This window comes from Streptococcus pseudoporcinus LQ 940-04 (assembly GCF_000188035.1).
GTDB classification, from domain to species: domain Bacteria; phylum Bacillota; class Bacilli; order Lactobacillales; family Streptococcaceae; genus Streptococcus; species Streptococcus pseudoporcinus.
This window is the reverse complement of record NZ_AEUY02000005.1, coordinates 1637634-1657759: the sequence shown is the minus strand read 5'-3', so window position 1 is coordinate 1657759 and position 20126 is coordinate 1637634. Positions and strand designations below refer to the sequence as shown.

The following is a 20126-nucleotide window of genomic DNA, read 5'->3' as shown; positions in this document are numbered from 1 at the left end:
TAGAGTAGCCTTTGTTTTAGGGATACCTTCAAGGCTTTATTTTCCTAAGCAGAATTGACTGAATAGCTGGGTGATGAGTTCGTCCGGTGCGGCATCGCCCGTAATTTCTCCCAGGATTTCCCATGTTCTGGTAAGATCTACTTGCAAGAGGTCCACGGGCATGTCCATTTCAAGGCCATCATTGACGGCTTGTAAGCTTTGAAGAGCTTGCTCAATGAGTGAAATATGGCGGGCATTAGAGAGATAGGTGGCATCTTGTTCGACTAAACCAGCATTATCAAAGAAGAGTTGATTGATACGATCTTCAATCATATCGATATTTTTATTTTGAAGGACTGATATAGGGACAAGGTCTGAAGGTAACTGGTCCGTTTCAATTTTTTCTGGTAAATCGGTCTTGTTAAGTAAGATAAGGCGATTGGTTTCTTGGCTTAATTCCAGTAGCAGCCGATCTTGAGTGGTCAATGGTTCTGAAGCATTGAGAACTAAGAGAACTAAGTCAGCCTCCTTTAGAACCTTTTTAGAACGCTCGACACCAATTTTTTCCACTAAATCATCTGTTTCACGGATTCCGGCAGTATCAATGAGTTTTAGGGGGACACCTTTAATATTGACATATTCCTCAATCACATCCCGTGTAGTACCGGCGATGTCGGTAACAATGGCTTTATCTTCACGTAATAAGTTGTTTAAAAGGCTCGATTTCCCAACATTAGGACGGCCAATGATAGCTGTTGAGAGGCCTTCTCGTAAGATTTTGCCACGCTTTGCTGTGCGCAGTAAATTCTCAAGTAAGGCTTGAAATTGTTGTGTTTTTTCACGTAACAGTGCTGTTGTCATTTCTTCAACATCATCATACTCAGGGTAATCAATATTAACTTCAACTTGAGCCAGGGTATTAAGGATTTCTTGTCGGGTATTGTTAATCAGCTGTGATAGGGAGCCGTCAAGCTGTTTAACAGCAATGTTCATGGCTTTATCCGTTTTTGCGCGAATGATGTCCATAACAGCCTCGGCCTGTGTTAAATCAACACGACCGTTCAAAAAGGCTCTTTTTGTAAATTCGCCTGGCTCCGCCATACGTGCACCCTGCTTGATTAAAAGTTGTAAAATTTCATTGGTTACAGCAATGCCCCCGTGGGTATTGATTTCAATCACATTTTCTCTGGTAAAGGTTTTAGGGGCTAACATAACAGTTACCATGACTTCGTCAAGGATTTCTTGATTGTCTGGATTAATAATGTGACCATAGTTGATGGTATGGGAAGCAACCTCATGTAAGTTTTTGCCTTTGAAGACTGTGTTAGCAATCTTGAGGGCATCTGTTCCAGATAAGCGAACAATGCCAATTGCACCCTCACCAAGTGGGGTTGAAATGGCTGTAATTGTGTCAAATTCTTTAGTTATACTCATTCCTTTATTTTAGAATAAGTCAGTTTAGAAAGCAAGGCTTTGGTTCAATCTGTTGTCTGCTCTGCTATTTAAAAATGATGAAAAAAATGGGAATCTCATTAACAAGTTGGCGCTTTCATGGTATAATGTAATTCCAACATGCAAAACTATTCAGGAGGAATCATGGAAGCACTTAAGAAAATTGCCGGTGTTACTGCTGCGCAATATGTCAAAGACGGTATGACAGTCGGTTTGGGGACTGGTTCGACGGCTTATTACTTTGTTGAAGAAGTGGGACGTCGGGTTAAGGAGGAGGGTTTACAGATTGTTGGTGTGACTACTTCTAGTAGGACCACTAAACAAGCACAAGAACTAGGAATTCCTTTAAAATCAGTTGATGAGATTGATGTCATAGATCTTACTGTTGACGGTGCTGACGAGGTTGACAAGGACTTTAATGGGATTAAGGGTGGCGGTGCTGCCTTATTAATGGAAAAAATTGTTGCTACCCCAACAAAAGATTATATCTGGGTTGTTGATGAATCAAAAATGGTTGAGAATTTGGGAGCTTTCAAAGTTCCGGTTGAGGTGGTTCAATACGGTTCAGAACGTCTTTGTCGTGTTTTCGAAAAAGCTGGTTACTGTCCGTCTTTTCGTATGAAAGATGGTCAAAAACTAGTGACAGATATGCAAAACTACATTATTGATTTAGACATGAAGTGCCTTAAGAATCCTGTTGCATTTGCTGAGATACTTGATGCTACTGTAGGTGTTGTGGAACACGGCTTGTTTAACGGTATGGTTAACAAAGTCATTGTTGCTGGTAAAGAGGGTGTTCAAGTTCTTGAAGCACCTGCTAAAAATTAAATTCGTTCATCATTTTATAGGTTTTTGGGAGCCAACCGTAACCTCCCATAGAATGGAGACAAAATGTCCAAATTTAATCGTATTCATTTAGTTGTACTTGATTCCGTCGGAGTTGGAGCAGCTCCTGATTCTGACAAGTTCTTTAATGCTGGTATTGCAGATAGCTCATCTGATACTTTAGGCCACATTTCAGAAAAAGTCGGTTTAGATGTACCCCACATGGCTAAAATAGGCTTAGGGAATATTCCTCGTGAGACTCCATTAAAAACGGTTGCCAAAGAAGAAGATCCAATTGGTTATGTTACCAAGTTGGAAGAAGTATCATTAGGTAAAGACACTATGACAGGCCACTGGGAAATTATGGGCTTGAATATTACAGAACCTTTTGATACGTTTTGGAATGGCTTCCCTGAAGAAATTTTAACCAAAATCGAAGAGTTTTCTGGCCGTAAAGTTATTCGCGAAGCTAATAAACCTTATTCTGGAACAGCAGTTATTGATGATTTTGGTCCTCGTCAGATGGAAACTGGGGAATTGATTATCTATACTTCAGCTGACCCTGTTTTACAGATTGCGGCACATGAAGATATTATTCCACTTGAAGAATTATATAAAATCTGTGAATATGCTCGTTCAATTACTTTAGAGCGCCCAGCACTGTTAGGTCGTATTATTGCTCGCCCTTATGTTGGGGAACCGGGTCACTTCACACGAACTGCAAATCGTCATGATTATGCGGTATCGCCTTTCCAAGATACAGTTCTTAATAACTTAGCTAATGCTGGTATTTCAACCTATGCAGTTGGTAAAATTAACGACATTTTCAACGGTTCTGGCATTACCAACGATATGGGCCATAATAAATCAAACAGTCATGGTGTAGACACACTAGTCAAGACATTACAATTACCTGAGTTTGAAAAAGGCGTGTCCTTTACTAACCTTGTTGACTTTGATGCTATGTACGGCCATCGTCGTGATACAGCCGGTTATCGTGATTGTCTACAGGAATTTGATAAGCGTTTACCAGAAATCATGGAACACATGAAAGAAGATGATCTTCTGTTGATTACAGCAGACCATGGTAATGACCCAACTTATGTGGGTACAGATCATACACGCGAGTATATTCCTTTATTGGCTTACTCTCCATCATTTAAAGAAAGTGGAGTAATCCCTCAAGGACACTTTGCGGACATTTCAGCTACCATTGCTGAAAACTTTGGTGTTGAGACAGCTATGATAGGTCAATCATTCCTATCAGACCTAGTTTAATCAGCCTGGGATTATGGAAAAAGTATGTATTTATCACAATCCTAATTGTGGCACCTCGCGAAATGTCTTAGCCATGATTAAGCATGCAGGGCTTGAGCCAGAGATAGTAGAGTATTTAGTGACTCCGCCAACTAGAGAAGAATTACAGGAACTGATTAAAGCTATGGGGGTTCAAGTGCGGGACTTGTTAAGAACAACTGTTCCCGAGTTTGAGAAACATCATCTTGCTGATCCTACCAGGTCGGATTCCCAATTGCTTGATGCTATGATGGCAGATCCGATTTTGATTAATCGGCCAATTGTAGTTACTTCAAAAGGTGTAAAGCTTTGCCGGCCTTCAGAAGTATTACTCGATATTTTACCCGTGAGATTGCCAAGTCCTTTTACTAAGGAAGATGGTCAAGTTGTTCAGCCAAAATAAAAAGGAGAGACAAAGATGTCTATAATGACAAAAATTAATGAAACAAGAGATTTTTTAACCTTTAAAGGTGTTCAAGCCCCAGAATTTGGTCTAATTTTAGGTTCTGGTCTGGGAGAATTAGCTAATGAGATTGAAAATGCCATAGTGATTGATTACAATGATATTCCCAACTGGGGGAAATCAACTGTAGTTGGTCATGCAGGTAAATTAGTCTATGGGGATTTGTCCGGTCGTAAAGTTATTGCTTTGCAAGGTCGTTTCCATTTTTACGAAGGAAATCCATTAGAAGTGGTTACTTTCCCTGTTCGTGTGATGAAAGCTTTAGGCTGTGAGGGTGTGATTGTTACTAATGCTGCCGGAGGTATTGGTTATGGTCCAGGGACTTTGATGGCAATCACTGATCACATCAATATGACGGGTAATAACCCATTAATGGGAGAAAACCTTGAAGAATTTGGACCAAGGTTCCCAGATATGTCAGATGCCTATACTGCTGAATATCGTCAAAAAGCAAACAAAGTAGCAGAGTCCCTTGGGATTAAGCTTGAAGGTGGTGTCTATATCGGAGTAACTGGGCCAACTTATGAAACACCTGCGGAAATCCGTGCCTTTAAAATGATGGGTGCAGATGCTGTAGGAATGTCAACGGTTCCTGAAGTTATTGTGGCTGCGCACTCAGGTATGAAAGTTTTGGGAATTTCAGCTATTACCAATTTTGCTGCTGGCTTCCAGACTGAGTTAAACCATGAAGAAGTTGTAACAGTTACTGAACACATTAAGGAAGATTTCAAAGGCTTAGTAAAAGCAATCCTTGCTGAATTGTAAAATAACTTCGCCCCTCGTTAACATAAAACTATTATTTTGATTAACAAATATACCAAAAGAAAGGCAAGGGTGGTGGGGTTATTGGTTTAACCTGACATTAAGGACTTTTTCAAAAGAGGCCTTTTATACTAGCTTTTGATGTGGCTAAGTTCTTTTAAGACCCTTGGTATTATCATATTATGTCTATTCATATTTCTGCGGAGAAGGGTCAAATTGCTGACAAAATTTTATTGCCTGGCGATCCTTTACGTGCTAAATTTATTGCTGAAAACTTTTTAGAAGATGCTGTATGTTTTAATGAAATCCGTGGTATGCTTGGTTACACGGGAACCTATAAAGGCCACCGTGTATCTGTTATGGGAACTGGGATGGGAATGCCATCAATCTCCATCTATGCGCGTGAGCTGATTGTTGACTATGGTGTAAAAACCTTGATTCGTGTTGGTACTGCTGGGGCAATCGACCCAGAGGTGCACGTTCGTGAGTTAGTTCTAGCCCAAGCCGCTGCAACTAATTCAAACATCATTCGTAATGACTTTCCTGAATTCGATTTCCCTCAAATTGCGGATTTTGGTCTTTTAGATAAGGCCTATCATATTGCAAGAGAACTGGGTATGACCACTCATGTTGGTAATGTGCTTTCTTCTGATGTTTTTTATTCAAATATGCCTGAACGAAATATGGCTCTTGGAAAATTAGGAGTTAAAGCTATTGAAATGGAGGCAGCTGCCCTTTATTACTTGGCTGCTCAACATCATGTTAAAGCCTTGGGGATTATGACCATTTCTGATAACTTAAATGACCCAACAGAGGATACTAGTGCAGAAGAGCGTCAAACGACCTTTACAGATATGATGCAGGTAGGTCTAGAAACTCTCATTGCAAATGATTGAACTTAAAAAAACAATAGACATCCTTTTGGATGTCTATGCTTATAATCACGCCTTTAAAATTGCCAAAGAAATCCCTAGTATCAATCCTGATTCTTTCTTCTTGTTAGAGCTTTTAAAAGAGAGACGGGAACTAAATCTGTCTTTTATGATTGCCAATCAGGCCAGATTAAAAGACTTACAAGCTAAGCACCAGGTCACTTTCCTTATGAATGAGGACTTGGAGAAAGAACAAATTGCTAATTATATTTTGGATTTAGAGGTTAAGGTGAAAAACGGGGATATTATTGATTTTGTGAGAGCTGTCTCACCAATTCTTTATCGTCTTTTCTTAACCTTAATCCAAAAAGAAATCCCCCATTTTGACACATTTATTCATGACTCGAAAAATGATCAATATGATACTTGGGATTTTCAAAAAATGCAAGAAGCCAATCTCCCCATTTTCCAAGCCTATTTGTCTCAGAGGCAGAGCCGAAACGTCACGTCTCGGAGTCTGACGGATCTTTTAATCCTATCTGACTTACCTCATGAGATCAAGGAAACAATTAAAAGCTTACGACAATTTGAAAAATCGGTTCGTAATCCGCTAGCCCATCTGATAAAAGCCTTTGATGAAGAAGAATTATACCGCACGACGAAATTCTCTTCTCAAGTTTTCCTAGAGAAAATTATCGAGTTAGCAACCTATTCAGGTGTAAGCTACCAGCGAGAACCTTTTTATTTCGATCAAATCAATGCTTTAATTGAGAAAGGTCTTAAGGATGAAAAAGAGCAGTAGTTTTCTACTGTTCTTTTTGCATGTTTGGTTGGGTAAATGTGACTTCGTCTTTTAAATAATCAATGAATTTTTCACCCATTGTAGAAAGATTAGCTTTATCATGTTTGATATAGACAATATCAATCATATCTGGCATATCAAGAGGAATGGCTACGATTTGGTTACCGTTGAGTTGACTATTTAAAACCCCACTTGCCACAGTATAAGCATGGAGACCAATCATCAAATTAAAAAGTGTAGCTCGGTCACTAACGACGATGGACTTTTCGTGTGGCACATTAGCCATCATTTCCTCGGAGAAGTAGAAGGAGTTATGTAAGCCTTGGTCATAAGAAAGGTAAGGATATGCTTCTAAGTCATCAAAAGACAGACAGGGTTTACTAGCTAAAGGATGGTCTTTACTAACAAAAATATGGGGGTGTGTTTTAAAGAGGGTGTGAGCAGTTAGGTGACTTTCCTCAAGTAATTTTGATAAAACATCCCGATTATAATCATTGAGGAAAAGGACACCAATTTCAGACCTAAAGTTTTTGACATCATCAATAATTTCCCAAGTCCTTGTTTCTCTAAGAAACAATTCATACTGTGACAGGTCTGTTTTTTTTAATAAGGAAACAAAAGCATTGACAACAAAGGCATAGTGTTGAGAAGAGACACTAAAAAAATCTCTGTTACGATTATGATTCTTATAACGGTCTTCCAGTAGTGACGTTTGTTCTACAATTTGCCGGGCATAGGATAAAAATTCAACCCCATCTTTTGTTAAGGTTATTCCTTTGGGAGTTCGGTTAAAAATAGCAATTCCCATTTCGTTTTCTAAATCTTTGACAGCATTAGAAAGGCTGGGCTGAGTAATATATAATTGCTTAGAAGCTTCGTTCATGGAGCCACATTCAACGATTTTAATAATGTAATATAATTGTTGTAATCTCATAATGACAGTCTATCTTAAATACTTTAAAGTTTCAAGTCAAGAAAGGAAAGGGCCTTGGTTGCCTTGATAATAGGCTTATTGGAATAATTATAAATATCTGTATATTCAAATATCTTTAATTTAGATTAGAGAAAGCGCTAAAAAGATTAAAAATTATAGTAAAATGATGTTTCTAGAAATTGCAATCTATATTTGGAAATGCTATAATTGACCTATATTTCTGTGTATTTCAAAGAATTCGGAGACAAAAAATCATGACAGAATCGTCAAGACGTCAAAAACGTGTAAAACCTCAAGGAAGTGGAACCTTTACTGTTATAAATAGCGCTTTGTTTGTACTGTATACCTTATTATCGCTTACTGTGGCCTTTATGATGTATACTTATAACTTTTTAGCTTTTCGTCATTTAAACGTAATCATTGGTGTGGCCTTAAGTGCTCTTTTTTTTCTGGCACTCTTTCTGATTATGAGCAAAAAAGCAAAGTGGTTGACTATGTTGGGAATGATCATTGTAAATATTGCCTTAGCGCTTGTCCTCTTCACTTTTAAGTCTACTATTGATTTAACCGCACAGTTAAACAAAACAGCTTCCTTTTCAGAAGTGGAAATGTCTATTGTTGTTCCCAAAAATAGTTCTATTTCTTCAGTTGAGACCTTAAAAGCAGTTGAGGCTCCTCTAAAAATGGACCAGTCAAATATCAAAAAGCTTTTAAGCCATTTGAAGAGCGATAAAAATATTGATTTGGCGACAAAAGAAGTTAATTCTTATCAAAATGCTTATGAAGACATGCAATCGGGTAGCACAGAAGCAATGGTGATGAACAGTGCCTATATGGCTTTGCTTGAACAAAACGATGCAAACTTCGCAGATAAGGTGAAAACAATCTATTCTTATAAAATCAAAAAAGCAATTCCTAATTCACAAAAACCAGTTAATAAATCTGGAGTTTATAATCTTTACATCAGTGGTATTGATACTTATGGTCCAATTTCGACCGTCTCACGTTCAGACGTTAATATTATTATGACCGTCAATATGAATACACATAAAGTGCTGCTAACAACTACACCACGTGATTCTTATGTTAAGATTCCTGATGGTGGTGGTAACCAGTTCGACAAGTTGACCCACGCTGGAATCTATGGTGTTGAAACATCAATGAAAACCTTAGAAAATCTTTATGATATTAAAATTGACAATTATGCTCGGATTAATTTCACCACTTTTACAGAGTTGATTGATTTATTAGGGGGCATTGAAGTTCAAAACGACACTGCCTTCTCAGCGGCTGGCATTGATTTTCCAAAGGGAAGGATTTCTTTAAATTCAAAACAAGCTCTTGTCTTTGTTCGTGAGCGACATGCTCTTGAAGGTGGGGATAATGATCGTGGTAAAAATCAAGAACGTGTTGTGACTGCTATTATTAATAAACTAAGCAGCATTAAGTCACCAAATCAAGCAACATCTATCATTACAGGTATCCAAAATTCGGTTCAAACCAACCTAAGCCTTAATCAAATGATGACAATCGCAAATAGTCAATTAGAAGATAATGCTCACTTTTCTATTGCATCGCAAGACGTTACAGGGACTGGTTCAACAGGAGAATTGCCGTCTTACGCGATGCCAGGTTCGGCCTTATACATGTATAAGTTAGATGATACCAGCCTTAATCAAGCAAAAGATGCTATTAGAGCAACAATGGAGGGTAATCAATGATTGATATCCATTCCCACATCGTTTTCGATGTGGACGATGGTCCACTGACGATAGATGAAAGTCTATCCTTAATTGAAGAAAGTTACAGACAAGGTGTTCGAACTATTGTATCGACATCTCATCGTCGCAAAGGAATGTTTGAAACACCTGAAGACGATATTGCTAATAAATTTTTACAAGTAAAACGCGAAGCTGAAAAATTGTTCCCAGATTTAACACTACTGTATGGTGGTGAACTTTACTACACCCATGATATTCTTGAAAAGTTAGAAAATAAGCTAGTGCCAACAATGAATGGTACGCGCTTTGCTTTAATTGAATTCTCAATGGCTACTCCTTGGAAAGAGATTCATTCTGCTCTTTCTCAAGTGATTATGTTGGGGGTTACGCCGATTATTGCTCATATTGAACGTTATGATGCCCTAGCTTTTAACAAAGACCGGGTCAAAGAGTTGATTAATATGGGCTGTTACACACAAATTAACAGTGTCCATGTCCTTAAGGCAAAGCTATTTGGCGACAAATTAAAAGTCTTTAAAAAACGTGCGGCTTACTTTTTAGATGAAAACGTGGTTCACTGTGTCGCATCTGATATGCACAATTTAAAAAAACGCCCTCCTTTTATGAAAGAAGCAAGACGCTTGGTAGAAAAAGAATATGGGGTAAAACGTGCGCGAGCTTTGTTTAAAACAAATCCTGAAACCTTGATTAATAATGAATATTTATAGGAGATATTATGAATAACACTGAACAGTCATCAATAGAAATTGATGTGCTTAGCCTTTTAAAAAAGCTTTGGAATAAGAAATTTTTGATTCTTTTCATGGGACTCTTTGTGGGGACGCTAGCCCTAATGGCTTCGCTTTTCTTGATTAAACCATCCTATACCTCAACAACACGTTTATATGTTATCAATCGTCAACAATCAGACAACCTTACGGCGACTGACTTACAAGCTGGTGGCTACTTGGTAAATGACTATAAAGAAATCATCACGTCACGCGATGTTATGCAAGATGTCATTGCCAGTGATGGCTTATCCTTAACTCCGGAACAATTGAGCAAAATGATTGCTGTTACAGTTCCTGCTGATACTCGGGTGATTTCAATTTCTGTGACGAATCACCATCCTCAAGAGGCCAAGGACTTGGCTAATTCTATTCGCGAAGCGGCATCTGAAAAGATTAAAAAAGTAACCAAAGTGCAAGATGTAACGCCTTTGGAAAAAGCACAGCTTCCAACCAGTCCCTCATCTCCTAATATCCAACGTAATACCCTTATTGGATTTTTCTTAGGTGCTTTGCTTACTATTATCGTTATTGTGGTTGGTGAAGTTCTGGATGATCGGATCAAACGTCCAGAGGATATTGAAGAAGTTCTTGGAATGACCCTCTTAGGTACTGTTCCAAATACTGATAAATTGTAAGAGGTGAAGAATGGCGCAATTAGATTTAATTAGATCAAAAAGAGATTTATTTTTAGCAGCAGAAGAATACTACAATTCTATCCGTACCAATATCCAATTTAGTGGACGGGACTTAAGAGTAATTGTCTTAACCTCTGTGCAGCCTGGTGAAGGAAAATCAACAAGTTCAATCAATTTAGCAGTTTCCTTTGCAAATGCAGGTTTTAAAACCCTATTAATTGATGCAGATATCCGTAATTCCGTGATGTCAGGAACTTTTAAATCAGACGAAAAGTATGAGGGACTATCAAGCTATTTATCAGGGAATGCTGATTTATCACATGTTATCTCACATACTAATATTAGTAATTTGATGATTATACCTGCAGGACAGGTCCCACCAAATCCAACAACCCTACTCCAAAATAATAACTTCAATTATATGATAGACACCTTAAGAGAGGTTTTTGATTATATTATTATTGACACGCCACCAATTGGCTTAGTTATTGATTCGGCCATCGTTGCCCAAAAAGCAGACGCATCAGTACTTGTTACAGAAGCCGGTGTGATTAAGCGACGCTTTGTGCAAAAGGCCAAAGAACAAATGGAGCAAAGTGGTGCCCAATTCCTAGGTGTCATCTTAAATAAAGTAGAACATACCGTTGACTCCTATGGGAGTTACGGCTCATATGGAAACTATGGTAAAAAAGAAAAACCAAGAAAACATGTAAGAAAAAGTTCAAGAAAGAGAAAGTAGCAAATGAAGAGAAGTCAAAAAAGAGTGATTTTGTATTTTTTAGATGTGCTGATGATTACTATATCTCATATTTCAGCCTATCATTTTCTATTAGCTTATAGTCAAGATTTGACAAATAGCGAAGTGATAATAACTCTTTTGATGACTCTTTTTGTCTATACCATTCTTGGTATTCACTTTCGAATCTTTTCAATCATCAACCGCTTCACAGACTACAAAATAATCTTTAAAATCATTGTCAACTTATTTGTTGCCTCTCTGATGGCTTATTTACTGGATTTGTTCTATTTTGATAGTTTTAGTAGACGTTTTATCTTTCTGGGATACCTTTTCAGCACCTTTTTAGTGATTATCCCAAGAATGACTTGGCGCATGTATCACGATTTTAATCCTAAGATGCGAAAAAAGAAAAATGACCAGAAAAGACGTCTTCTAGTGGTAGGAGCGGGTGAAGGTGGTAGCGTCTTCATCCAAACAGTCTTAAATAAGAGCAAAGATTTTGAAATTGTCGGAATTGTCGATGCTGACATCAACAAGCACGGAACCTACTTGCATGGCATTAAAGTTCTTGGGAATAAACAAGCCATTCCTAGAATCGTGGCTGACTACGAAGTCAATCAAGTAACCATTGCTATCCCGAGTTTAACGGGGGAAGAGCGTGAGAGTATCTTAGATATTTGTCGTACGGCAAATGTGCCCGTAAACAATATGCCAAGTATTGAAAATATTGTGATGGGTAAGGTTTCCCTAAATAAATTTGAAGAGATTGATATTGCAGATTTACTAGGTCGAAAAGAAGTTCTTTTAGACCAATCATCATTGTCCGATTTTTTCAATGGTAAAACCGTTCTAGTAACTGGTGCAGGTGGTTCTATTGGTTCTGAAATCTGCCGTCAGGTTTCAAAATTTAAGCCAAGACGGCTGCTCTTACTGGGGCATGGTGAAAATTCTATTTATCTGATTAATCGTGAGCTGAAAGACACTTATCAGGACGCTATCGAAATTGTTCCAATCATTGCTGATATTCAAGATCGGGACTTGATTTTTAAGCTTATGGCGACTTATAAGCCTGATATGGTTTACCATGCCGCTGCTCATAAACATGTGCCTCTAATGGAATCTAATCCTAGAGAAGCTGTGAAAAACAATATCTTTGGCACAAAAAATGTTGCTGAAGCGACTAAAGCAGCTGGCGTAGCTAGTTTTATTATGGTCTCAACAGACAAGGCTGTTAACCCACCTAATGTTATGGGAGCCACCAAACGCTTTGCTGAAATGATTGTTACGGGTTTAAATGAACCAGGAAAAACACAATTTGCCGCTGTCCGTTTTGGAAACGTTCTAGGCAGTCGTGGAAGTGTTGTCCCATTATTTAAAGAACAGATCAAAAAAGGTGGTCCACTAACCGTGACGGACTTCCGAATGACACGGTATTTTATGACCATTCCCGAAGCAAGTCGTTTGGTTATTCAAGCCAGCTACTTAGCAAAAGGTGGTGAAGTCTTTGTCCTTGACATGGGAGAACCCGTTAAAATAGTCGATTTGGCCCGAAAGGTCATCAAATTGAGTGGCCACACCGAAGATGATATCAAAATCGTTGAATCAGGTATTCGCCCTGGTGAAAAACTGTACGAAGAATTACTTTCTAGCGACGAACGGGTCAGCCAACAAATTCATGATAAAATCTTTGTTGGTAAAGTTACCTCAAAACCATTGGCAGAAGTAGAAATGGTTATCAATGGCTTAGGCCAATTATCTGAAAAAGGCCTCAAAGAAACCTTAATTAAAAATGCTAAACAGGAGTAAATTTCATCAATGAACAGTGACTATTTCAATTGCCAAGAAGTACAAAAAGCAGAATTATACTTAAAAAAAAGAAAAAATGACTTAATATTGAAATTAGTTTTTGATAAATTTGTAGCGTGTTTTATGGTTATTTTACTTAGTCCTATATTTTTAATATTAGGTGTATTAATCAAGCTTGAAGATAAGGGACCAATTTTTTACCGTCAAGACCGAATTACAAAAAATGGAAAAATCTTTAAAATTTACAAATTTAGAACCATGGTTGCAAATGCTGATAAAATTGGCTCACTCGTTACAACAAAGAATGATTCTAGAATAACAAAAGTTGGATCCATAATCAGAAAATATAGATTAGATGAAATTCCCCAATTATTAAATATTATTGAAGGTGATATGAGTTTTGTTGGAGCAAGACCTGAAGTTTTGAAATATGTTCTTAACTATACAGATGAAATGAAAGTTTCGTTATTATTGCCTGCAGGAGTTACTTCTCGTTCAAGTATAGAATTTAAGGATGAGGAAATCCTCATTAAAAAATATTCAGAAAATGGATTGTCCGTAGATCAAGCCTATATTGAAAAAATTTTACCCATAAAAATGCAACGAAATATTGAATATGTTTATAACTTTAATTTTTTTGATGATTTAAAAATTATGGCTTCAACGGTTATTAGTGTAATTAAATAAATAGAAAGAAGTTTATTATGAAAACTATGAATATACCTTTTTCACCACCAGATATTACTGAAACTGAGATTTCTGCGGTGACTGAAGTATTACGTTCAGGGTGGATTACAACAGGGCCTAAAACTAAATTACTAGAAAAAAGAATCGCTAAGTATCTTGGTACAACTAAAGTTGTATGTTTAAATTCAGCTACTGCAGGTTTGGAATTAGTTTTGCGAATTCTTGAAGTAGGAAAAGGTGATGAAGTTATTGTACCAGCAATGACATATACGGCATCATGTAGTGTTATTGAACACGTTGGTGCGACACCTGTCATTATTGATATTCAAGAAAATTCTTTCCAATTTGATTATGATAAGTTGAGAAAATCAATTACTAATAATACAAAAGTTATAATACCTGTTGATTTAGCTGGTATTCCATGTGATTATGATAAATTGTTTGATATTGTTGAGAGTGAAAAGGAAAAATTTGTTCCAAATTCAACAATTCAAGAATTATTAGGACGCATTACAATCTTATCTGATAGTGCTCATGCATTTGGTGCAAAATATAATAACTTAATGATAGGTCAAGTTGCAGATTTCTCAGTTTTTTCTTTTCATGCTGTAAAAAATTTCACTACTGCTGAAGGTGGTGCCGTGACTTGGAATACAAACCTTCCAATTGACAGCGATGATTTATATAAACAATTTCAAATTTATTCATTGCATGGACAAACTAAAGATGCTCTTGAAAAAACAAAAATAGGCTCTTGGGAATATGATATTTTAATTCCGGGATATAAATGCAATATGACGGATATTATGGCTTCAATTGGATTAGTACAATTAGAAAGATACAATGATTTACTAAATAGAAGAAATGAAATCGTTGAAAAATATAATAGTGGATTTAATGGAACAATTGTTAAACCACTTGTCCACGTACCAACAGATAACTCATATAAATCATCAATGCATCTTTATATTGTCCATTTAGATGGCTTATCAAGAGGACAGTGTGATATAGTTATTCAAAAAATGGCTGAAGTAGGTATTGCTTGTAATGTTCATTATAAACCATTACCAATGTTAACAGCCTATAGGAATATGGGGTTTGATATTAAGGATTTTCCAAATGCCTTAACATATTTCGATAATACTATGACTTTACCTTTACATACTAAATTAACCAATGAAGAAGTTGATTATATCATTAATAATTTAAAAACGATTTTAGAAAGTATTTAAGATGCAAAATAAAAATATTGTTTTTGAAGAGTTGAAGGAAAAAGAATTAATTAAGCAAATAGTTGAGATACATTTAAATGTTTTTCCAAATTTCTTTTTGACCTTTTTAGGAAAAAGATTCCTAAATACTTTATATTTAGGTTTTTTAGAACATGATCAATCTGGAATTATTATTGCTAGAGAAGACGAAAAAGTTCTTGGGTTTCTAGCTTATTCTAAAGATTTGAGTGGCTTTTATAAATGGTTAATAAAATATAAAGTGATATATTTTGGATATTATGGTTTAAAAGCTTGTGTTAAGAGTCCTAAAGGAATTATTAGATTAATAAGGGCTTTCTTATATCCAAGCCAAGCTAGTAAAATAGAAAAATATATTGAAATTTCATCAATCGGTGTTACAACCAATACTTCGAACACAGGCATTGGTTCACAACTTATTAAAAGTATTCCAAATATTGTTGATCTTACAGGATATACATATATTGAGTTAACGACTGATGCAATTAATAATGAAAAGGCAAATTATTTTTACCAAAAAAATGGTTTTGTTTTGTATAGAACATTTGAAACACCTGAAGGTAGAAAAATGAATGAATACAGATACACAATTGAGAGGAACTAATAATTGACTGATAATATTTGGATTTTTTGTCATTATGCACAACAACCTCCATATAATACAATGCTTAGATATCATAATTGGGGAAAGGAACTAGCAAAAAGAAATTACAATGTTTCAATTATTTCAGCTAGTACAGTACATAATACTGCTATTGATATGATTGAACAACTAGGATCTGATAATGACATAGTTGACTCTGTAAAATATAGATATCTAAAAACTCCAAAATATGCTGGTAATGGTTTCTATAGAATCAGAAATATGATGTCATTTGCTTTACAGTTATTAAAGCTTAGGAGTGATAAATCTAAACCAGATGTAATTGTAGTTTGCGAAGCTTATCTTTATTTTTTTGCTAAACTCTTTTTCCCAAAAACACCAATTATTACGGATATTGTAGATTTATGGCCATTGAGTATTGTAGAGTATGCAGACGTCAATCCTACAAATCCTATTATTAAACTTTTATACTTTCTTGAAAAATGGGCATATATTAAAACAGATGCGCTTGTTTTCTCAATGGAAGGTGGCCCGAATTATGTTAGAGAACAAAAATATAAATCAAAGATTAATTTTGATAAAGTTTTTCATATTAATATGGGTATTGATATTGCATCGTCTGATAAATATTTAAAACAAAATAAAAATTCAGTTGATTTTGACAAAGATAAAGAAAATATCGTTTATATTGGTTCTATAAGAAAAGCAAACAATATCAAGCAAATTTGTGATGTTGCATTAGAAATTCAGCAGTATCCAACGTTAAATAATGTCTTCTTCCATATTTTTGGTAATGGTGATGAATTAGAATTTTTAATTGAATACTGTAAAAAAAAATCAATAAAAAATATTAAATTTTATGGGAGAATTTTAAAAGAGGATATCCCTGTAATTTTATCAAATTCAACAGCTAATATTTTAACATATAAGCAAGTTAACCTAATGAAATATGGTGGAAGTCAAAGTAAACTTTTTGACTATCTAGCAAGTGCTAAGCCAATAATTTGTAACGCTAAGTTTGGTTATAATTTGATTGAAAGGTACAATTGTGGATTTGTAACTGAAAATCAATCGGAAGAAGCATTTTTAGATGTAATCAAGAAAATTAATTCTATGGATGAAAACGAGCTTGAATTGATGGGTAAAAATGCAAGGAAAACAGCTCTTGATTATGATCAACCTCACTTAGTTGATTTATTTGAAGATGTATTGAAATTTGTAAATAAACGAGAAAGATAATATACATGAATATTCTTATCATCACTCAATTATATCCTCAACCTGATGATGTTGGAGATAACAAACCAACAAAAACAGTAAAGTATTTTGCTGATGTTTGGAAAAATGCAGGGCATAATGTAACAATTGTTCATTGTTCGAGCAAATTCCCATTTGTGTTTTATTTAATACCACCGAAGATAAAAGACTATCTTGCGGGAAAAACATCAAATATTTTTCCAAGTATGTCCTCTAGAAAAAAAATACACAGAGTAGAGAATAGGGTTAATATTTTTAGGCTACCATTATTAAAATGTCTTCCAGGAAAAGGATATACTAGAATCTATTTAAACAAAATTAGTAGAGAAATAAAACAAATTTTGGATAATAAGAAATTTAAACCAGATATAGTTATGGGACATTTTGCCAATCCTAGTACTGAGTTAGTTTCACTTTTATCTCGAGATTATGATTGTATGTCTTCAATTGTTTTTCATGGGGATTGTACAGAAATGACTCTTAAAAAATATAGACTCCAAGAAAATATTAAGAATATTAAAGCAATAGGTGCTAGATCACTATTTGAAAGTAAAAAGGTAAAAAAACTTTTAAGTCTCGATAGTGATCCATTTATCTGTTATTCCGGAGTTCCTGATAACTCGGTAATGAATGTTCAACCTATTTCAGAACGTTTACTTGATAAAAAAGGCTTAAGATATTTATTTGTTGGAAGTTTGATTAAACGAAAAAACTTAATTGAAGTAATTGATGCCTTTAATGAACATGCTGAAGATAATGATGAACTAATAATAATTGGTGGTGGACCAGATGAGGAAAGAATTAGTCAATATATTAAATCATCAGTTCATTCGGATAAAATTAGAATGCTTGGAAGGATTTCCAGAGAAGAAGTTATGGATTATATGAATTCTTCGGATGTGTTTGCTTTAATAAGTTCGAATGAAGTATTTGGTATGGTATATATTGAAGCCATGCTTAGTGGTTGTATCACTATTGCATCAAAGAATGGTGGTGTTGATGGAATTATTAAGGATGGACATAATGGATTTTTATGTGAGCAAGGAAATTCAAAAATGTTAAGTACCATTTTTGCTGACATAAAAAAATTACAAGCCGATGACAAATTTGAAATACAAAAAAATGCTCAAGAAACCGCGAAACGATTCTCGGAAACAGAAGTCGCCGAAAACTACCTAAAAGAAGTCTTGAGAAGAAACGAGGAAAGTTATGAAAATACCATTTGTTAGCTTTTTACCAATGGAAACTGAACTTAATGATGAATTACATAATGCTTTTGAAAGAGTATTAAAAAGTAGTTGGTACATTAGTGGTCAAGAAGATAAGGGCTTTGAGGAAGCATTTGCTAAATATTGTAATACAGATTATTGTGTCGGAGTTGGAAATGGTTTAGATGCTCTTATGTTAGCTTTGAAAGCATTGGGGATAGGAGAAGGAGATGAGGTTATTGTTCCTGCCAATACATATATTGCTTCGGCTTTAGCTGTTTCTTATGTAGGTGCAAAAGCAGTTTTAGTTGATCCTGATCTAGAAACATTTAATATTGATGTTTCAAAAATTGAATCACAGATTTCAGGAAATACTAAGGCAATTATGCCAGTCCATTTATATGGTTTACCATGTGATATGGATGGTATAAAGGAATTAGCCGATAAATATAATTTATATATTATCGAAGATTGTGCTCAAGCGCACGGTGCAACTTATAAAGGTAAAAAAGTAGGGTCGTTTGGTGATTTATCAGGATTCAGTTTTTATCCAGGGAAAAATTTGGGTGCATTAGGTGATGCTGGTGGTGTTGTAGGTAATACTAAAGAATTAATTGACAAAGTTAGAACTTATGCAAACTATGGTTCCCTTTATAAATATCATCATATTTATAAAGGGAATAATTCACGCCTTGATGAATTACAAGCTGCATTCTTATTGGCGAAATTGCAAATCCTTGATAAAATGAATCAAAATAGAAACGTTATTGCTCAGAGATATCTTAATGAAATTACGAATGAAAATATTGTATTACCTTCTGTTCCTGAGGAACATGGTCATGTTTGGCATGTTTTTTCGATAAGATCAGAGCGTCGAACGGAACTTGAAAGTTTCTTGAATGAAAATGGAATTTCAACGAATAGACATTATCCTATTCCTGTGCATTTACAAGAATGTTATTCAGATTTAGGATATAAAAAAGGTGATTTTCCAGTTGCTGAGTTAATAAGTGATACTCAAATTAGTATTCCAATTTATTATGGCATGACTGATGAAGAAATTGGCTATGTTATTACTACATTGAATAATTTTAATTAGGAGAATTTAATATGTACCTTAGAAAATTGAAAATTGAAGATTCTTCTAATATGTTGGAATGGATGCATGATGAGAATGTTACCCAAAATCTATTCTCTAATTTCAAAAATAAGACTATAAAAGATGCTGAAGACTTTATTGAACAGAGTTTTAGCGATAAAGAAAATATTCATTTAGCAATTTCAAATGATACCGATGAGTACATGGGTACAGTTAGTTTAAAACATGTTAATTTAGAAGTTAAGGCTGCAGAATTAGCAATCTCTGTTCGTAGAGCTGCTATGGGTCATGGATATTCATGGTATGGAATGAAAGAAATATTAAACCAAGCTTTTGATAAATATGGTTTGGAGTGTGTGTATTGGTGTGTTTCAAGAAGTAATAGTAGAGCTTTAAGATTTTACACTAAACATAATTTTCATGAAGTATTAGATGTACCAACTGAATTAAAAGAAAGATACTCTACTATTGAAGACCTTGTTTGGTTTTCAGTATTAAAAGGAGATATTATTGATAAAAGAGAAGTTGTCTCTGGGTGTCCTGTTATTAATTTGAAGACAATTTCTACTTTAGGCGCGGGGGAATTATCTTTCTTTGAAGGAAAGAACGATTTACCATTTGATATGAAAAGAATTTATTTTATTTCAAAAGTTCCTGAAGGGATTAGAAGAGGATATCATGCTCACAAAAATTTAGAGCAAATGCTGTTTTGTCCTTATGGTAGAATTCAATTAATTCTAGAAGATGAAAATGGTAGAGAAGAAATTGAACTATCTGATCCATCAATTGGTATTATTATCAATAAACCTGTTTGGAGAGAAATGCTTTGGCTAGAAAAAGATTCTGTCCTATGTGTTGCTGCATCAGAATATTACGATGAAAATGATTATATAAGAGATTATGATGAATTTAAAACATTCATTTCAAAGAAAGATTAATGAGAG

The 20126-nt window shown here is 35.2% G+C and carries 20 protein-coding genes; 18 read left to right on the top strand and 2 right to left on the bottom strand.

What is annotated here, in order from left to right:
* Positions 1-36: 36 nt before the first annotated feature.
* The gene (gene mnmE, locus STRPS_RS09500) at positions 37-1413 is read right to left on the bottom strand and encodes a tRNA uridine-5-carboxymethylaminomethyl(34) synthesis GTPase MnmE (protein ID WP_007893085.1); all 1377 of its coding nucleotides are present in this window, start codon (positions 1411-1413) and stop codon (positions 37-39) included.
* Between the two features lie 162 nt (positions 1414-1575).
* Here mnmE and rpiA point away from each other — a divergent pair, with 162 nt between their 5' ends.
* The 6 genes from rpiA to STRPS_RS09470 all read left to right on the top strand — a co-directional run bounded on the left by rpiA (position 1576) and on the right by STRPS_RS09470 (position 6451).
* Positions 1576-2259, top strand: coding sequence for a ribose-5-phosphate isomerase RpiA (gene rpiA, locus STRPS_RS09495; RefSeq protein ID WP_007893131.1), 684 nt, complete (start codon positions 1576-1578; stop codon positions 2257-2259).
* Between the two features lie 63 nt (positions 2260-2322).
* Positions 2323-3534, top strand: coding sequence for a phosphopentomutase (locus tag STRPS_RS09490; protein ID WP_007893268.1), 1212 nt, complete (start codon positions 2323-2325; stop codon positions 3532-3534).
* Between the two features lie 13 nt (positions 3535-3547).
* The gene (arsC, locus tag STRPS_RS09485) at positions 3548-3955 is read left to right on the top strand and encodes an arsenate reductase (glutaredoxin) (protein WP_007893087.1); all 408 of its coding nucleotides are present in this window, start codon (positions 3548-3550) and stop codon (positions 3953-3955) included.
* Positions 3956-3970: 15 nt separating this feature from the next.
* Positions 3971-4780, top strand: coding sequence for a purine-nucleoside phosphorylase (locus tag STRPS_RS09480; protein WP_007893133.1), 810 nt, complete (start codon positions 3971-3973; stop codon positions 4778-4780).
* 179 nt (positions 4781-4959) lie between these two features.
* On the top strand, positions 4960-5673 hold the full coding sequence (gene deoD, locus STRPS_RS09475; protein WP_007893380.1) for a purine-nucleoside phosphorylase: 714 nt from the start codon (positions 4960-4962) through the stop codon (positions 5671-5673).
* Complete coding sequence (locus tag STRPS_RS09470) at positions 5666-6451, top strand: hypothetical protein (protein ID WP_007893351.1); 786 nt, start codon at positions 5666-5668, stop codon at positions 6449-6451. The genes deoD and STRPS_RS09470 overlap by 8 nt, the downstream gene beginning before the upstream one ends.
* A gap of 4 nt (positions 6452-6455) precedes the next feature.
* On the opposite strand, the gene STRPS_RS09465 is transcribed toward STRPS_RS09470, so the two are convergent.
* Positions 6456-7385 carry a LysR family transcriptional regulator gene (locus STRPS_RS09465; protein ID WP_007893118.1) on the bottom strand — a complete coding sequence of 310 codons (930 nt, stop codon included), beginning with the start codon at positions 7383-7385 and terminating at the stop codon, positions 6456-6458.
* Between the two features lie 254 nt (positions 7386-7639).
* Here STRPS_RS09465 and cpsA point away from each other — a divergent pair, with 254 nt between their 5' ends.
* From cpsA to STRPS_RS09405, 12 genes are read left to right on the top strand one after another with little or no spacing between them, the layout of a single operon-like run.
* Complete coding sequence (gene cpsA, locus STRPS_RS09460; RefSeq protein WP_007893349.1) at positions 7640-9106, top strand: LCP family glycopolymer transferase CpsA; 1467 nt, start codon at positions 7640-7642, stop codon at positions 9104-9106.
* On the top strand, positions 9103-9834 hold the full coding sequence (gene cps4B, locus STRPS_RS09455) for a capsular polysaccharide biosynthesis protein Cps4B (RefSeq protein WP_007893047.1): 732 nt from the start codon (positions 9103-9105) through the stop codon (positions 9832-9834). Before cpsA ends, cps4B begins: the two co-directional genes overlap by 4 nt.
* 8 nt (positions 9835-9842) lie before the next feature.
* On the top strand, positions 9843-10532 hold the full coding sequence (locus STRPS_RS09450) for a Wzz/FepE/Etk N-terminal domain-containing protein (protein WP_007893073.1): 690 nt from the start codon (positions 9843-9845) through the stop codon (positions 10530-10532).
* Positions 10533-10542: 10 nt separating this feature from the next.
* The gene (locus STRPS_RS09445; RefSeq protein WP_007893111.1) at positions 10543-11271 is read left to right on the top strand and encodes a tyrosine-protein kinase; all 729 of its coding nucleotides are present in this window, start codon (positions 10543-10545) and stop codon (positions 11269-11271) included.
* Positions 11272-11274: 3 nt separating this feature from the next.
* The gene (locus STRPS_RS09440; RefSeq protein ID WP_007893078.1) at positions 11275-13077 is read left to right on the top strand and encodes a nucleoside-diphosphate sugar epimerase/dehydratase; all 1803 of its coding nucleotides are present in this window, start codon (positions 11275-11277) and stop codon (positions 13075-13077) included.
* Between the two features lie 9 nt (positions 13078-13086).
* A complete protein-coding gene (locus STRPS_RS09435; RefSeq protein WP_007893289.1) occupies positions 13087-13764 on the top strand; it encodes a sugar transferase in 678 nt (225 codons plus the stop codon).
* A gap of 17 nt (positions 13765-13781) precedes the next feature.
* Positions 13782-14996 carry a DegT/DnrJ/EryC1/StrS family aminotransferase gene (locus STRPS_RS09430; protein WP_007893322.1) on the top strand — a complete coding sequence of 405 codons (1215 nt, stop codon included), beginning with the start codon at positions 13782-13784 and terminating at the stop codon, positions 14994-14996.
* Between the two features lies 1 nt (position 14997).
* On the top strand, positions 14998-15618 hold the full coding sequence (locus STRPS_RS09425) for a GNAT family N-acetyltransferase (RefSeq protein ID WP_007893185.1): 621 nt from the start codon (positions 14998-15000) through the stop codon (positions 15616-15618).
* A gap of 3 nt (positions 15619-15621) precedes the next feature.
* Entirely contained in the window at positions 15622-16857 is a 1236-nt protein-coding gene (locus STRPS_RS09420; RefSeq protein ID WP_007896397.1) for a glycosyltransferase family 4 protein, read from the top strand.
* Between the two features lie 5 nt (positions 16858-16862).
* Positions 16863-18104: a glycosyltransferase gene (locus STRPS_RS09415; protein ID WP_007893376.1), complete on the top strand. Its 1242-nt coding sequence runs from the start codon at positions 16863-16865 to the stop codon at positions 18102-18104.
* Entirely contained in the window at positions 18085-19182 is a 1098-nt protein-coding gene (locus STRPS_RS09410; protein WP_007893209.1) for a DegT/DnrJ/EryC1/StrS family aminotransferase, read from the top strand. Before STRPS_RS09415 ends, STRPS_RS09410 begins: the two co-directional genes overlap by 20 nt.
* 11 nt (positions 19183-19193) lie before the next feature.
* Entirely contained in the window at positions 19194-20120 is a 927-nt protein-coding gene (locus tag STRPS_RS09405; RefSeq protein WP_007893003.1) for a GNAT family N-acetyltransferase, read from the top strand.
* Positions 20121-20126 lie beyond the last annotated feature (6 nt).